Consider the following 15633-nt stretch of genomic DNA (forward strand, 5'->3'; position numbering starts at 1 on the left):
CAGCGCGCCCAGGCGTCTACCCTCGTCCCCACAGCGATCCCGGACCCGATCCGGTCGCGTGACCGAGGGGACCCTCATGCCCGCACCGGCTCTGTACCTCCACCTGCCCGGCACCGCGCAGGGCGCACTGGACTTCTACCACGCGGTCTTCGGCGGCGAGATCGAGGTGCACACCTTCGCGCAGTTCGAACGCACGGACGGTCCGGCTGCGTCGATCGCCCACGGTGTGCTGCGCGGGCCGGTGGACCTGTATGTCTCCGATACCGGAGAGCAGGACCGGCCGTTCCACGCCGAAGGGCTGATGGTCGCGCTGCTCGGCCATGCCGAGCCGACCACCCTGCGCACCTGGTTCGCCGCCCTCGCCGAGGGCGGGGAGGTCGTCGATCCGCTCCAGCGCCGTCCTTGGGGAGCCTCCGACGGGCAGGTCCGGGACCGCTTCGGGGTGCTGTGGCTGATCGGCTATGAGCACGCGAGCGATCCGTCGGCCCAGGCGGCGACCACCCAGGAGTGAGTCGGCGCCGAACGCCGGCGCAGGCCAGCTCACCAGCTCACCAGCTCACCAGCTCACCAGCTCACCAGCTCACCAGCTCAGAGCAGCACGATCCCCGCTCCCATGGCCGCGAGCAGAACGGCGAGGGTGAGGACCGGTGCGAGGACCGCGAGGACGATCGCAGAGATCGCCCGCGCCCGTCCGCTCCCGGCGCGGAGGCCGAGCACGGCCAGCACGATCCCGGCGAGCCCCGCGACGGTCCAGATCAGCAGAGAGGCGAAGCCCACGAGGACCGCGACCTGATACCAGAGGGGCGTGTCGGTGAAGTAGTAGCCGGACGCCGCTTCCATGGGCGCCACCGAGGCCCCGACCGCACCCATCGCAACGATGCCTCCGATCAGGGCGAGGAGCGAGAGCCCGAGCGCCCAGGATGACGCCCGGGCCGATTTCTCGGGAGCGTAGGAGGACGGTACAGCGGGGAATGCGGGGATGTTGTACGAGGTCATGCCCACAATCCTAGGAACCGTCCCCCGCGCTCTGCCACGGTGACCTCCTCCGGCCGCGCAGGGGGATACCCCCCTGCCCCGGCTCAGCGTGAGCTGTAGTTCGGCGCCTCGATGATCGCGGCCATGTCGTGCGGGTGGGATTCCTTGAGCCCGGCGGCGGTGATGCGCACGAACTGGCCGCGCTCCTTGAGCTCGGGCACGGTGTTCGCGCCGACGTAGAACATCGACTGGTGCAGGCCGCCGGTGAGCTGGTGCACGACGGAGCCGAGCTGGCCCTTGTAGGAGACCCGACCCTCGATGCCCTCGGGCACGATCTTGTCGTCGCTGGGGACGTCGGCCTGGAAGTAGCGATCCTTGGAGAAGGACTTCTTGCCGCGCGAGGACATCGCGCCCAGCGAACCCATGCCGCGGTAGGCCTTGTACTGCTTGCCGCCCACCAGCACCACTTCGCCCGGGGACTCCTCGGTGCCGGCCAGCAGCGAGCCGACCATCACGGTGTCCGCGCCGGCGACCAGGGCCTTGGCGATGTCTCCGGAGTACTGCAGGCCGCCGTCGCCGATCAGCGGGACGCCGGCGGGGCCGCAGGCCTTGGAGGCCTCATAGATCGCCGTGACCTGCGGGACGCCGACACCGGCGACGACGCGGGTGGTGCAGATGGAGCCCGGGCCCACGCCGACCTTGACCGCGTCGGCACCGGCGTCGACCAGAGCCTGTGCCCCGGCGCGGGTGGCGACGTTGCCGCCGATCACCTGGACGTCGGCGAAGTACGGGTCGTTCTTGATGGTGCGGATCATCTCCAGCGCCAGGCGGGCGTGTCCGTTGGCGGTGTCGACGACGAGGACGTCCACCCCGGCCTCGCGCAGCGCACCGGCGCGCTCGAGGGAGTCACCGAAGAAGCCCACGCCCGCGCCGACCAGGAGCCGGCCCTGGCCGTCCTTGGAAGCGTCGGGGAACTGCTCGGACTTCACGAAGTCCTTCACGGTGATCAGGCCCGTGAGACGGCCGTCGGCATCGACCAGAGGCAGCCGCTCGCGCTTGTTCTTGCGCAGCATGGCGGTGGCCTGCTCCGGGGTGACGTCCTCGGGCGCGGTGAAGAGCTCGGTGGTCATGACGTCGCCGACCTTGGTGGCGGCCCACTCGGCGACGGGGATGAAGCGCAGGTCGCGGTTGGTGCAGATGCCCAGCAGGCGCAGGTCCGCATCCACCACGGGCAGGCCGGAGACCCGGAACTGCCCGCACACCGCGTCGAAGTCCTCGAGGGTGGCGTCGGGGCCGATGGTGACCGGGTTGGTGATGCGGCCGGTCTGGGTGCGCTTGACCAGATCCACCTGATGGGCCTGGTCCTCGATGGAGAGGTTGCGGTGGAGGATGCCGATGCCGCCGTGGCGGGCCATCGCGATCGCCATCCGGGACTCGGTGACGGTGTCCATCGCCGCACTCGCCAAGGGGATCTTCAGGGAGATCTCCCGCGTGAGGCGACTGGAGGTGTCCGCCTCCGAGGGGATCACATCCGTCTCCCCCGGGAGAAGCAGAACGTCGTCGTAGGTGAGTCCGATGAAACCGAAGGGATCCGCGCTCGTCATGCCCCGATGGTAGCGGCGCGGGCGCCCGTCGCGCTGTCTCGCCCACCACAGGCAGGACCAACATCTCGCTCCTTGACCTGCGCCGATGTTGGCGGTGGGCGGGATCACGCAGGCAGGAGCAGGAGCGAGCGATCGATCACCTCCCGAGGTCCCGGCTCTGTGATCTCGGGCGAGCTGGTCTCGTGATGTTCGACGGATGTTCACCCCGGAGCCCTTGACGGCCTACAGTGGCGGCGGCCCTGTCGGGGAGTCCGAGCGCCAGCACGTGCGCGGCCCCTCCCCCATCCTCCTCATCCCCGGGAACTCGACGATGCCTGGCACGCCCGCTCAGAAGACCACTGATGCCCCTCCCTCCACGGGCTTCCTCGGCCCCGACCGCAACTGGCACCTCGGCGCCGGTCTGATGACGGCGGCGACCGTTGTCGCCTTCACCATCTGGGCATTCGCCCACACCGGCACCGGGACCAACGCCTTCCTGCTGATCCTGGCGGTCGCCTTCGGACTGTTCATGGCGTTCAACATCGGCGGCAACGACGTCGCCAACTCCTTCGGCACCAGCGTCGGGGCGGGCACGCTCACGATGAAGCAGGCGCTCGTGGTCGCCGCCGTCTTCGAGGTCTCCGGCGCGGTCCTCGCGGGCGGCTCGGTCACCGAGACCGTGCGCAGCGGCATCGTCGACATCAGCGCCATGCACATGGACCCGCTGTCCTTCGCCTTCATCATGATGGCCGCCCTGCTGGGCGCGGCCGTGTGGCTGCTGCTCGCCACCAGGATGGGCTGGCCGGTCTCGACCACCCACGCGATCATCGGCGGCATCGTGGGCGCCGCCGTCACCACCGGCATCGTCACCGGCACCGGCGGCTTCGAGATGGTGCAGTGGAGCGAGATCGGGAAGATCGCCATCTCCTGGATCCTCTCGCCGCTGCTCGGCGGCGTGTCTGCGTACCTGTTGTTCGGAGCGATCAAGCGCCACATCCTGGCGCCCGCCGCGCGAGCCATCGCCCTGGGATCACGCGGGTTCGACGACGCCGAGGACGACGACGACGAGGACGACGACGACGAGGACGACGAGGACTCGGAGGACGGTCCCAGCCGCCACGTGCCCGGCTACGAGCGAGTCTCCGAACTCCAGCAGAGCGCCTTCGCCGAGTCCGCAGCGTTGGATCTCACCCCCGGCGGGCCGGGCGCGGAGCTCGCTGAGCACGCCTCGCATCTGTCCAAGAAGGAGCGCAAGGCGGCCCGCAAGGTCGAGCGACGCGCTGCCTACCACGCACTGGAGAAGCGGGTCCCCCCACTCGCAGCGGCTGCCGCTGTGCTGCTCGCGGCGATGCTCGTGTTCAAGGGTCTGAAGAACGTGGGCCTGGACATCTCGGCCGGCAGCGGGGTGCTGCTGCTCGTGATGCTCGCCCTGGGCGTCTGGATGGCCACGACCGTCTTCGCCCGCGCTCTGAAGAAGCAGTCGATCTCGCGGGCGACCTTCATCATGTTCAGCTGGATGCAGGTCTTCACCGCGTGCGCCTTCGCCTTCAGCCACGGCGCCAACGACATCGCCAACGCCATCGGCCCCTTCGTGGCCGTCCTCGACGTGCTGCGCACCGGGGTGATCTCGCAGGAGGCCGCGGTCCCCACAGCGGCGCTGATCGCCTTCGGCATCGCCCTGGTCTCCGGGCTCTGGTTCGTGGGACGCAAGGTGATCCACACCGTAGGCACCGGGCTCACCGCGATGCACCCCTCCTCAGGATTCGCCGCCGAGCTCGCCGCAGCCACCGTGGTGCTCTTGGCCTCGGTGCTGGGCTTGCCTGTCTCCTCCACGCACATCCTGATCGGCGCCGTGCTCGGCGTCGGGATGGTGAACCACGCGGCCAACTGGAAGCTGATGCGGCCGATCTTCCTGGCCTGGATCATCACCCTTCCGGCCGCCGCCGGCATCGGCGCCGTGGTGGTCCTGCTCCTGCGCGCGATCTTCTGAGCGAGGCTCAGGGCCTCGGGTCCGCGTCGCGGGCCTGCTCCTTGCCGCCGAGCACCCGGCGCACCCGATCGAACTCGGCCTGGAATGCGGCATCGTCGTGCTCGTATTCCTCGCGCCAGGGCATGCCGAGGCGGTCCGCGAGCTCGCGGTGAGAGCGGGCCCGACGTACCCGACGGTTCTCCCGCACCAGCTCGGCCCTGGGCGGGGCGGGCCGCAGGCCGGCCGCCGCCTGCAGGACGCGCAGACCGTCGAACGAGGCGGCGTCCCAGCCCACTTCGGGGATCACCCACTGCTGCACGGGCTGACCTACTCCGCCCGGTGTGCGGATCCCGATCAGGGCCATTCCGCCGCGTTCCGCCTCCCCCACCGCATGATCGACCTGTGAGACCGGTGCCCGCTGGATGATGCGCAGGCCCTTGCGCAGGGCGACGCTCCCCTGGTCCTCGTCCAGCAGCACCACACGCTGCGTCAGCAGCAGCGGCACCAGTGCCCACAGCGCGAACAGCACCCACAGCATCGCGGCGCCGAGCAGCAGCTGCACCCAGGCAGGGGCGAGGAGCTGTTCGAGCAGGCCATCCTGCCCGTCGCGCAGCCGGGAGTAGCGCCATTGCTGGATCCCGGCCCCCGCGAAGGGACTCAGCAGCAGCGAGACCAGCGGCAGGCCGATGAGGGCACCCGGCGTATAGCGTGCCCGCACAGTCGGACCGACGATCACTGCACCTGCCCGGGTGCGCCGCGGTGAAGGATCCGGATCGGCGGGCTCGGGGAAGCGGGGGACGGTCACTGCCCCAGGGTACGAGACCCCGCCGGAAGCACCTGGGAGCTGTGGAAGTCCCGCTGCGCGCCGGTGAACGGATCGAGGAAGCGGAGGCGGCGCGCCAGCAGCTGCAAGGGCAGCTGCTCAGGCCAGACCTGTGAGGACGGCTGAGGCCTCTGGGCTGGCCAGTAGAGGTCCTCCCCAAGGATCGGTGCACCGCGCGAGGCGAGCTGGATGCGCAGCTGATGGGTGCGTCCGGTGCGCGGCCGCAGGAGCACCCTCAGCACTCCGTCGGCCTCCCCTGTCTCTGCGCCGAGCACCTCGACGTCGCTCTCAGCATTGATCTCACCAGGCAGAACCTGCGCGGTCAGCTCGCCGCGTCGCTTGACCAGATGATCCTGCAGCCGGCAGCTCTCCCCGGGCAGGATCGGCAGGGACGACGAGATCGAGGGAAGGATCCGCGCTTCGTACTCCTTGTCCACCTCCGTGCGGGCGAACAGCTGCTGATATCCGGCGCGTTCCTCAGGGCGGATCCCGAAGGCGAGCACCCCGGCCGTGCGCCGGTCCAGCCGGTGAAGCGGAACCAGCGTCTCGATACCGGTCTGGCGGCGCAGCCTCACCAGCGCACTGGCCAGGATGTGCGCGCCGCGGGGCATGGTGGCCATGTCGTGGGGTTTGTCGAGGACCAGCAGGTGCGCATCCTGGTGCAGGATCTTCACCTCGATCGGGGGGACCTGCTCGGGGCGCAGCTCGCGATGGAACCACAGCTCGTCCCCGGGGCTGAGGGCGTCCTGCGGACCCCATGCCCTGCCCTCGGAGTCGACGATCTCTCCGGCGGCGAACCGAGCGGGAAGCGGGGTAGCCTCCGGATCGCCGAGCGCCGGGAATCGTCTGCTGAGCGCCTCGAGAGCGGGACCAGCTGAGGTCCCGTCCTGTGGCACCCGCCAGCGCACGGCGTCCAGGCCCTCGCGCTGCGGGAGCGGAGGCGGGCGTCGACGGGCGCGCCTCCGTGCCGCGCGCCCGGGCCGGACAGCAGCCTCAGCCGGCGCTCCAGTACTGAGGTCGTGGCCGGAGCCGGATCCGGCGTCGGCTCCGGAGCCGGTTCCAGAACTGGCTCCCGGGCCTGGCCCTTCGGAGACTGCGTTCACAGCCCCCACACGATGAAGGTCAGCACGTTGTGGCCGATGTAGAACAGCAGCAGCGCCAGGAGCAGCGGGTTGGGATGGCGATCCACGAAGGTCATCGCCTGCGGCGCCTGGCGTATCAGCTCAGCGGGGGTGATGGCGTCGATGTGCACGATGTCCACTCCAGCCTCCCGCGCACGGTGGAGCGTCATCGCCTGGGCCCGCTGACCGAACAAGCGGCTTGTGACCGCAAGGATCCGGCGCCCCTGCGGATCCAGGATGTAGACACCGTCGTAGGCGGTCTCGGGCGCATCGAGCGCTTCCGCTGCGCTCGCACCGCGATCGATGTCACGCGCCGCGATGACCTGCCCGACCTCGTCCCAGCTGGTCTTCCGCGTACGCCGGAACAGGCTCCGCAGCTCGAAGCCGTCCTCATCGATCTGCAGCCAGGAGGTGATCACCCGCAGCACCGCCACGGTCACCGTCACGGCGATCAGCACCCAGATCAGCAGCGGCAGGGTGAACACGAGATCGTGCATCAGCTCAGGGTGGTTCCAGAGCCTCTGGCCGACGAAGCTGATGATGACCAGGAACTCGAGCACCACCAGGAACACGAAGCCCACCACGAGGGAACCGATCACCACAGAGGCGGGGGGCCCGTAGGTGCGGGTGGGGAGGTCTCCATCCTGCGCCGGGATCGCGACATCCGGTGTACTGATCACCACTTCTCCTCCGACCGTCGCCCTGGTTGTGATTCAGCCCATCTTACGTCCAGGAGACATGGTTCAGACGCGGCTCGCCACACCTCGGACGCGCCGCAGTCCCCGTACCTCACCAGCAACGATGACCCATCCCAACATTCACATGCGGGGGCGGTCGCCGCGATGGAGGTCTTCCGATCTCGGCCGATGTCACGCGGCCCGGCATGCAGAACGGGCCCGGCATGCAGAACGGGCGGGTGGCCCGGGTCTCCCCGGATCACCCGCCCGTTCGGTGCGAGCTGATCAGCTGATCAGTCGATGCTCTGTCGAGCGGTCACTCGTCCTCGTCGTCGCGCTTGTCGATGATGAGGGTTTCGGTGGTCAGCACCATGGCCGCGATCGAGGCGGCGTTCCGCAGGGCGGAGCGCGTGACCTTGACGGGGTCGATGATGCCGGCTGCCACCAGGTCGACGTACTCGCCGGTCGCGGCGTTCAGGCCGGTGCCGAGAGCGGCCTCCCGGACCTTCTCGACCACGACGTAGCCCTCGAGGCCGGCGTTCTCGGCGATCCAGCGCAGCGGCTCGACGACGGCGCGGGCGACGGCGCGCACGCCGACAGCCTCATCGCCCTCGAGGCCGAGGCCGTCCTCAAGGATGGAGGACGCCTGGACGATGGCGCTTCCGCCACCGGAGACGATGCCCTCCTCGATCGCAGCGCGGGTCGCGGAGACCGCGTCCTCGATGCGCATCTTCTTCTCCTTGAGCTCCACCTCGGTGTGAGCCCCGACCTTGATCACGGCGACACCGCCGGCCAGCTTCGCGAGACGCTCCTGGAGCTTCTCACGATCCCAGTCGGAGTCGGTGTTCTCGATCTCGGCGCGGATCTGCGCGACCCGATCGGCGACGGCCTGGTCATCGCCAGCGCCGCCCACGATGGTGGTCGAATCCTTGGTGACGACGATGCGGCCGGCCTGGCCGAGCACCTCGGTGCCGACGGTCTTGAGATCCAGACCGAGGTCAGAGGTGACCACCTGGGCGCCGGTGAGCACCGCGATGTCCTGCAGCATCGCCTTGCGGCGATCGCCGAACGCGGGAGCCTTGACCGCTGCACCCTTGAAGGTGCCACGGATCTTGTTGACGACCAGCGTGGACAGGGCCTCGCCGTCGACGTCCTCCGCGATGATGAACAGCGGCTTGCCACCCTCGACGACCTTCTCCAGCAGCGGCAGGATGTCCGCCACGGCCGAGATCTTGCCCTGGTGCAGCAGCACCTGGGCGTCCTCGAGGACGGTCTCCTGGCGGTCTGCGTCGGTGACGAAGTGCGGGGAGATGTAGCCCTTGTCGAACTGCATGCCCTCGGTGAAGTCGAGCTCCATCGCCGTGGTGGAGGACTCCTCCACGGTGATGACGCCGTCCTTGCCGACCTTGTCGAACGCCTCGGCGAGCAGGTCGCCGATCTCGGTGTCCTGGCTCGAGACGGAGGCGACGGAGGCGATCTGGGCCTTCCCGTCGACCGGCGTGGCGATCTCGCCGAGCTTCTCGGAGAGCGCCTCGACGGCCTTCTCGATGCCGCGCTTCAGCGCTGCCGGGGCAGCGCCGGAGGTGACGTTGCGCAGACCTTCGTGCACGATGGCCTGGGCGAGGACGGTGGCGGTGGTGGTGCCGTCGCCGGCCACGTCGTTGGTCTTGGTCGCGACCTCCTTGGTGAGCTGAGCGCCGAGGTTCTCGTAGGGATCCTCGAGCTCGATCTCACGGGCGATGGTCACGCCGTCGTTCGTGATGGTGGGTGCGCCCCACTTCTTGTCGAGGACGACGTTGCGGCCGCGGGGGCCGAGCGTCACCTTGACGGTGTTGGCGAGCTTGTCGACGCCACGCTCGAGGGCGCGCCGGGCGTCCTCGTTGTAGATAATCTCCTTGGCCATAAAGCTCAGTCCGCTCAGTTCTCGATGATTGCGAGGATGTCGCGGGCGCCGAGGACGAGGAACTCCTCGCCGCCGTACTTCAGCTCGGTGCCGCCGTACTTGGAGAAGACGACCTTGTCGCCGACCTTGACGTCCATCGGGACGCGCTGACCGTTATCGTCGAAGCGGCCGGCGCCGATGGCGACGACCTCGCCCTCCTGGGGCTTCTCCTTCGCGGTGTCCGGGATGACCAGGCCGGAGGCGGTGGTCTGCTCCGCCTCGAGCGGCTTGACGACGACGCGATCCTCGAGGGGCTTGATGGAGACCGACATGCGGCTCACTCCTTCATGAAGAGATGACTCTGCTTGAGTTCTGGGTGGTGGGGATCCGTTCCCGATCGTCGTCGCGGTGCCGACCGGGGGAAGATCCCTCTGCGGCAGTCTCTGGCACTCTCGGCCGTCGACTGCCAACGAGCCCCACTGTAGAACCCTCGCTGGCACTCATGCAAGACGAGTGCTAGAACGATGTCGTCCCGCGGCCCGGTTTCGGCTCTATCCCAGCTTCGGCCGCAGGGTCCTTGCCCGCGCCTCACCCCGGACCGAGCCGGCGATTCCGCCGAGGATCGTGGCCGCCGCAGGCAGGGCCAGCGCCCACACGGCCCACCACCCGACGTCCAGCTTCTCGTTCCGCCATGGGCCGAAGGCGTCCCACGGGAAGGTGTCCTTCGGATCGATCAGGAGTGCCACCAGGAACGGCAGGAAGAACAGCAGGCTGGAGATCACCGAGCCGAAGCGCGCTGCCGTCACCCGAGTCCGGCGAGCGGGCGTGGCGTCGGCGACGGTGCGCATCCCCGGCTGCACCAGTTCGGACTGATCGATCGGGGCGAGCCATCCGGTCCAGTACGACAGCGGCAGGACGGCGATCAGCACCAGCACCGTCGGCCCCGGCCAGAGCGGCGGGAGCTCCGCGGACCGACCGAGGATTCCCGGCAGGTCGACCCCACCGGCTCCGAGGAACCACAGCAGGAGCCAGCCGAGGACCACCAGGCTCAGCGCCCACAGGATCGCCGTGGACCCCATCAGCGCCCGTCGCGCGCCGGGACGCGCATCCCGCTCATCGATCTCTCGGAAGAACGTCGAGTGGGCCCGTCGCCAGCGGCGCTGGTAGTCCTGATGGCGGGCCACCTCCGCGTCCTCGACGGGATCAGGCCGCTCCCCCGGAGGAACCCAGTCTTGCCGGAGCAGCTTGAGCCCCTTGGTGATCGCAGCGGTCAGCACGACCCGGGAGGAGAGCACGCGCAGGGGCAGCAGGCGATCGAGGGTCTCGCGCGGGATCGACCGGATCACTCCGACCAGGCGCCCCATCTCGCCGAGGCCCGGTGCGCGAGGTCTGGTCTCGAGCTCCGAGGCGGCGAAGAGGCCCTCCCCCTCGTGCGTTTCGAGACTCTTCGCCAGGGCCGCATATCCCTCAGCAGCAGCCGTGTCGAGATCGGAACGGGCGAGGACTTCACGCAGCGCCACGATCCAGGAGCGGGCGGCACGATGGTCGATGCCGATCAGCTCGGTGCGGATCCTGAGGGTCCGCAGCCGACCCAGCGTCTCCTCGAGGAGGTCGAGCACGACAGTGCCCGCCTCGCGGGCCCAGCGCACGGCGTGCGGGGCCGGCAGGATGGCACTGAGCTCCTCCTCGGTGAATTCCCGGGACTCGAAGCGGCTCATCGCGTCCTCGAGGCGTTCCAGGTCCCGATCGGTCTCGATGCCTTCGAGGCGCGGGATCACGTATCCGGCCTTCCCGAAGACCTCCCGGGCCTCGTCGAGGGTCGCCTGGACCACGGCGAGCCGGCGCACGCTCGAGCGACGCACTCCCAGGGCGAGGAGCAGCTGTCCGAGCGCCACCCAGAGGAAGGTCTCGTCCAGGAGCGCGCGGACCCAGCGGGGCAGCCGTCCGCCGCCGCCGGGCCCCCGCTCCGAGAGCCGAGCCAGGAACCGCTCCAGCAGCCAGTCGCGCATGGGTGGGGCCCTCTCCTGTCAGCGGGTCATGTCGGCGGGTCGTGTCGGCAGGACGAGCACCAGGTCACACACTTTTTGTGAGGCTGGCAACTTGTGCGGTCGGAGTGAATGCGGAGCCGCCCGGCCGCGCGTTATAACAGAAGTATCGATGACGTCGAGGCACCTGCGATCCAGGGCCCGGCCGATCACCTCACTCCGAACCGAAGGGGACCCCGATCATGACTTTCCTCCGCTCTCTCAGCTCCGCACTGAGCCGACTCTCCGAACGCATGCAGGGACAGGACGTCGAGCGCCACAACGCCGTGCCGAACAACCGCCTCGGCGGGGACTACACCGCAGTGGCACGCGCTCGCTCCAGCCAGGGCATCAGCCCTCTCGGCATGGGTCGCTGACGCCACCCGAGCATCTTCACGAAGCCCCTGCAGAACTCGTCTGCAGGGGCTTTTTCGTGTCCGGATGCTGGTTCATCCCCGGGGCCGATGCTGACTCCGCTCCCGGGTCAGGTCGGGTCCGTCCGGATGCTCCGCCTCAGCGCCCTGCAGCCTCAGCGCCCTGCAGCCTCAGCGCCCTGCAGCCTCCACGATCTGCGCGACCTGCTCGGGACTGAAGCGGTAGACGGGGACCTCGGCGTCTTCTGCGGTATCCCCCAGGTTCGGGAACACAGAGCTGAACACCCGCGGCGCACCCTGGCCGAGCTCGACCACGCTCGCGCCGGACAGCGCCAGCGCCTTCTCGCTGGCAGCTGCGGTGACGGGGTCCACCACATTGGTGATCCCCGGGGCAACGTGGACCGGGATCCCGGCGATCGCCCCGTTCATCTCGTGGTGGTAGTGGCCGGAGAGCACGATGCGCACGTCCGTCCCCTCGAGCACGGCGGCGAGCTCGTCGAGCCCGTCGAGGTCCAGTCCGCGCAGCAGGGTGGTCGCTCCCACGAGCGGGGGATGATGGATCGCGAGCACCGTCCCGGCGGCGACGGGCTCGGCCAGCACGTCCCGCAGCCACTGGAGCTGTGCCGGCTCGAGGTGTCCGTAGCCGGCCCCGGGGACGCTCGAATCCAGCACCACCACGCGGCCGCCCCCGCCCACCTGCACCACCCGGTCCTGGCGGGAGGCGAGGTGCTGACCGGGGTCGATCTCCTCGCTGTAGACGCTGGAGACGTCATGGTTGCCCATCACGACGACCAGCGGCGCCCCGAGCGACGCCGCGAAAGGATCGAGGATCTCGTGCAGCAGGCGGTAGCTCTCCGCGGTGCCGTCCTCGGAGGCGTCCCCGGTGTGGACCACCACATCGATGTCGCGCAAGCCCTCGAGGCGGGTCAGCACGCCGGCCAGGGCGGCGGTGGTGTCGATGCGGTCGTAATGGCGGGCCGACGGATCGCCGTAGAGATGGGTGTCGGTCAGGTGCAGGATGCGCATGGGGGCACCGTAGCCATCGCGGGTGTCCGGCAGGTGAAGCCCGCGAAGTGCGCCGACGGGCGCCTCCTGCTGGCCGAACTCAGCCCAGGGCCTGCTGGCCGGACTCAGCCCAGCGCGCCGACCCATTCGCTCTCGCCGTCGTCGAAGACCTGGTGCTTCCAGATCGGGACCCGCTGCTTGACGGTGTCGACCAGCTCGTCGCAGGCGACAAAGGCCTGCTTGCGATGCGGTGCGGCGACGGCGCAGACGAGCGCGGAGTCGCCGATCTCGAGCGGACCGAACCGGTGGGCGACGGCGATGAGAATATCGGGATAACGCTCTGCGATCTCCCGGGCGACCTGGGCGATCACCTCCCCGGCGGTGGGATGGGCGGAGTACTCCAAGCGCTCGACGCCCCGCCCGCCGTCGTGGTCGCGCACCACTCCATCGAAGGTGACCACGGCGCCGCAGCGTGGATCGGTCACCGCCTGGATCATCTGAGCCACCGTGATCTCGTCCCGGCGGACCTCGGCGAGCCGGGCCCGTTCTGCGCCGTCGCCCATCGCGGGATCCCCAGCGATGCGGAGCTGCTCCGCCGCAATGCCGGAAGGCGCGGCGCCGAAGGGCGCAGTGCCAAAGGGTGTGGTGCCGGAGGGTGCGGCTCCGGAGGATGCAGTGCCGAAGGGCGTGGTGCCACGGGTCGGGTCCGCGGTGGTTCCGGTAGGTCCAGTGCTTCCAGTGGTCCCGGTAGGTCCAGTGCCGTTCATGCGTGGTCGCCTCCGTCGCGCTGTTCCAGCAGATGGTCGAGTATCGGGTCGAGCACCTCGATTCCGTCGCGCACTCCCCCGCGGGAACCGGGAAGGTTCACCACGAAGCTGCGCCCGGCCATGCCGGCCAGTCCGCGGCTGAGCAGCGCGGTCGGGATCTTCCGGGCTCCGAGCCGGCGCACCGCCTCGAGGATGCCGGGCATCTCGCGCTCGATCAGCGGGGCGGTCTGCTCGGGGGTGACGTCGGTAGGGCTGATGCCGGTGCCGCCGGAGGTGACGACGATGTCGATCCCCTCCGCGATCGCCTCGGCGAGGGCGGCTCCGACCTCGGGTCCGTCGCTGACGATGCGCGCTTGGACCTGCTGGAGGCCTCGCTCGCTGAGCCATTGCACCAGCAGCGGGCCGGTGCGGTCCTCATAGGTGCCGTCGGCTGCCCGGGTGGACGCGATGATCACCCGGGCGCTGCCCTTCAGCAGCGGCGCGGGCGCCGAATCCTCGCGCACGGTGCAGTCCTCATCGGTGCGACGGGCCGGGATGTGCTTCACCATCAGCGGTCCGCCCCCGGTCCCGCAGGCAGCCCCGGGCGTCCTGCCGTCCCGTCCTGCCCCGCGGGTTCCGGGCGCGCCGCCGACTCACGCGTCCAGTCACCGCTCTTGCCGCCGGACTTCGCGAGCACCTGGATGCCCTCGATGGTCGCGAGATGGTCCACGGCCTTGATCATGTCGTAGACGGTCAGCGCGGCCACCGTGGCAGCGGTCAGCGCCTCCATCTCGACCCCGGTGACGCCCTTGGTGCGCACCCGCGCGGTGATCTCCACCCGGTCCTCGCGAGGCACCAGGTCCAGCTCCACTCCGGACAGCGGCAGCGGATGGCACAGCGGGATCAGCTCCGGGGTGCGCTTGGCGCCCATGATCCCGGCGATCCGAGCCGTGGCCAGGGCCTCGCCCTTGGGCAGGTTCCCCTCGGCGATGCGGGCGACCACGTCGGGCCGAGTGCGCAGCACGGCTCGGGCGCTCGCCTCTCGGGAGGTGACAGCCTTGTCGGTCACGTCGACCATGTGGGCGGAGCCGTCCGCACGCACATGGGACAGGTCACCGGTGGTGCCGTCGGCAGCGACGTCGTTCATGAGTCTCCTCCAGGGATCAGCAGGGTCTCGAGCTGGTCGCCGTCACGCACGGTCTTGGTACCGCGCGGGACCAGCACCAACGCATCAGCAGCCGCATAGCCGCCGATCAGGTGGGAGGAGGCACCGCCCACCAGGCGCACCCGGCCCGAAGGCAGCACCCGGGCCCGACGGTACTGATCCACCGCAGGCGGCGAGGACTCCTCGGCCTCGAGCTGCACCGCCAGCTGCAGCCGACGACGAGCGGGTGCGCCGAGGGCCGGCCGGGCGATCAGCTCGCAGCTCAGCAGCGCGGAGACGGGATTGCCGGGGAAGGCCAGCCAGGGGACCCGGCGCCCGTCCACGTCCAGGAAGCCGATGCCCTGGGGGCCGCCCGGCTGCAGGGCGACCTTCGGGAAGGCGAGGGTGACGCCGTCGCGCCCGGCCGCGTGGCGGACCACCTCGAAGGCGCCCATGCTCACCCCGCCGCTGGTGACCACGAGATCGATGTTCAGTGCCCGGATCTCCCGGCGCAGATGCGTGAGCAGGGCGTCGGCATCGTCGGGCACCGCACCGACGTGCACCACCTCGGCTCCCGCGTCGGTGAGGGCGGCTGCCAGCCCGGGACCGTTGGCGTCGAAGACGCCGCCGGGGGCGGGCGCTCCGCTGTTCCGGGGGTCCCGGGACTGCACCTCGGTGCCGGTCGAGAGCACCATCGTGCGCAGCGGGACGTCGACCTCGACGTCCCCCACCCCGCAGGCGGCGAGGTGGGCGATCCGGGCCGGGGTGAGCAGGCGGCCCTCGCGCAGCACGGTGTCCCCGCGGCGGGTGTCGGAGCCGCGACGGCGCACGAACCGGCCGGTCATGATGGAGGAGGGGGTGAGCGTGATCGTCGCGGCCGGGTTCTGAGCAGGCACACTCTCGGCAGCTGCGAAGCGCCCCTCGGCGCTCTCCTCGACGGGGATCACCAGCTCCGCGCCCGCCGGGATGGGTGCACCGGTCATGATCGCTCGCGCGGTGCCGGGTGCGAGCACGGCGGGCTCGTCCCCAGCGGCGATCGTCGGCCCCAGCGGGAGCGTCACGCGCACGCCAGGCCCCTCGAGGTCACCCGCTGCAAGGGCGAAGCCATCCATCTGAGAATTGTCGTGACCGGGGACGTCCACCAGCGCACGTCGCTCCGAGACGGCGACCCGCCCCACCGCGCGGCCGTCCAGAGGGATCACCTCGGTGGTGCGGATGCTGCCGAGCAGGGCGACGGCATCGGCCACATGATCGGCCAGGGGGATCCGTTGGGCACCGGACATCTGCACTCGCTCCCGTCTGCACGTTCG

At 70.0% G+C, this 15633-nt stretch carries 16 protein-coding genes; 3 read left to right on the forward strand and 13 right to left on the reverse strand.

Annotation, left to right across the window (positions count from 1 at the left end; translation table 11 throughout):
• Positions 1-76: 76 nt before the first annotated feature.
• The gene (locus tag ACTH43_RS02565) at positions 77-511 is read left to right on the forward strand and encodes a VOC family protein (RefSeq protein WP_441443360.1); all 435 of its coding nucleotides are present in this window, start codon (positions 77-79) and stop codon (positions 509-511) included.
• A gap of 77 nt (positions 512-588) precedes the next feature.
• Here the strand turns inward: ACTH43_RS02565 and ACTH43_RS02570 are convergent, their stop codons facing one another.
• Entirely contained in the window at positions 589-996 is a 408-nt protein-coding gene (locus tag ACTH43_RS02570; protein WP_441443361.1) for a hypothetical protein, read from the reverse strand.
• A gap of 83 nt (positions 997-1079) precedes the next feature.
• Positions 1080-2579, reverse strand: coding sequence for an IMP dehydrogenase (gene guaB, locus ACTH43_RS02575; protein ID WP_441443362.1), 1500 nt, complete (start codon positions 2577-2579; stop codon positions 1080-1082).
• 310 nt (positions 2580-2889) lie between these two features.
• On the opposite strand from guaB, the gene ACTH43_RS02580 reads away from it, so the two are divergent.
• Entirely contained in the window at positions 2890-4548 is a 1659-nt protein-coding gene (locus ACTH43_RS02580; RefSeq protein WP_441443496.1) for an inorganic phosphate transporter, read from the forward strand.
• Between the two features lie 7 nt (positions 4549-4555).
• On the opposite strand, the gene ACTH43_RS02585 is transcribed toward ACTH43_RS02580, so the two are convergent.
• The 6 genes from ACTH43_RS02585 to ACTH43_RS02610 all read right to left on the reverse strand — a co-directional run bounded on the left by ACTH43_RS02585 (position 4556) and on the right by ACTH43_RS02610 (position 11039).
• On the reverse strand, positions 4556-5332 hold the full coding sequence (locus ACTH43_RS02585; RefSeq protein WP_441443363.1) for a hypothetical protein: 777 nt from the start codon (positions 5330-5332) through the stop codon (positions 4556-4558).
• Complete coding sequence (locus tag ACTH43_RS02590; RefSeq protein ID WP_441443364.1) at positions 5329-6246, reverse strand: pseudouridine synthase; 918 nt, start codon at positions 6244-6246, stop codon at positions 5329-5331. Before ACTH43_RS02590 ends, ACTH43_RS02585 begins: the two co-directional genes overlap by 4 nt.
• A gap of 203 nt (positions 6247-6449) precedes the next feature.
• Positions 6450-7151, reverse strand: a complete 702-nt coding sequence (locus ACTH43_RS02595) for a hypothetical protein (RefSeq protein WP_441443365.1) — start codon at positions 7149-7151, stop codon at positions 6450-6452.
• Between the two features lie 313 nt (positions 7152-7464).
• A complete protein-coding gene (gene groL / locus ACTH43_RS02600; RefSeq protein WP_441443366.1) occupies positions 7465-9051 on the reverse strand; it encodes a chaperonin GroEL in 1587 nt (528 codons plus the stop codon).
• Between the two features lie 14 nt (positions 9052-9065).
• Complete coding sequence (gene groES, locus ACTH43_RS02605; protein ID WP_441443367.1) at positions 9066-9362, reverse strand: co-chaperone GroES; 297 nt, start codon at positions 9360-9362, stop codon at positions 9066-9068.
• A gap of 219 nt (positions 9363-9581) precedes the next feature.
• Positions 9582-11039, reverse strand: a complete 1458-nt coding sequence (locus ACTH43_RS02610; protein WP_441443368.1) for a hypothetical protein — start codon at positions 11037-11039, stop codon at positions 9582-9584.
• Positions 11040-11257: 218 nt separating this feature from the next.
• On the opposite strand from ACTH43_RS02610, the gene ACTH43_RS02615 reads away from it, so the two are divergent.
• Positions 11258-11431, forward strand: a complete 174-nt coding sequence (locus ACTH43_RS02615; RefSeq protein ID WP_441443369.1) for a hypothetical protein — start codon at positions 11258-11260, stop codon at positions 11429-11431.
• 168 nt (positions 11432-11599) lie between these two features.
• Here the strand turns inward: ACTH43_RS02615 and ACTH43_RS02620 are convergent, their stop codons facing one another.
• From ACTH43_RS02620 to ACTH43_RS02640, 5 genes are all read right to left on the reverse strand, one after another.
• The gene (locus ACTH43_RS02620) at positions 11600-12454 is read right to left on the reverse strand and encodes a metallophosphoesterase family protein (protein WP_441443370.1); all 855 of its coding nucleotides are present in this window, start codon (positions 12452-12454) and stop codon (positions 11600-11602) included.
• A gap of 104 nt (positions 12455-12558) precedes the next feature.
• Positions 12559-12996, reverse strand: a complete 438-nt coding sequence (locus ACTH43_RS02625; RefSeq protein WP_441443497.1) for a molybdenum cofactor biosynthesis protein MoaE — start codon at positions 12994-12996, stop codon at positions 12559-12561.
• Between the two features lie 200 nt (positions 12997-13196).
• A complete protein-coding gene (locus ACTH43_RS02630; protein ID WP_441443371.1) occupies positions 13197-13748 on the reverse strand; it encodes a MogA/MoaB family molybdenum cofactor biosynthesis protein in 552 nt (183 codons plus the stop codon).
• A complete protein-coding gene (gene moaC / locus ACTH43_RS02635) occupies positions 13748-14326 on the reverse strand; it encodes a cyclic pyranopterin monophosphate synthase MoaC (protein WP_441443372.1) in 579 nt (192 codons plus the stop codon). The genes ACTH43_RS02630 and moaC overlap by 1 nt, the downstream gene beginning before the upstream one ends.
• Positions 14323-15606 (reverse strand): molybdopterin molybdotransferase MoeA, encoded by a 1284-nt coding sequence (locus tag ACTH43_RS02640; RefSeq protein WP_441443373.1) that lies wholly within the window; start codon positions 15604-15606, stop codon positions 14323-14325. Before ACTH43_RS02640 ends, moaC begins: the two co-directional genes overlap by 4 nt.
• Positions 15607-15633 lie beyond the last annotated feature (27 nt).

This window comes from Brachybacterium sp. (genome assembly GCF_052095815.1).
GTDB lineage: Bacteria > Actinomycetota > Actinomycetes > Actinomycetales > Dermabacteraceae > Brachybacterium.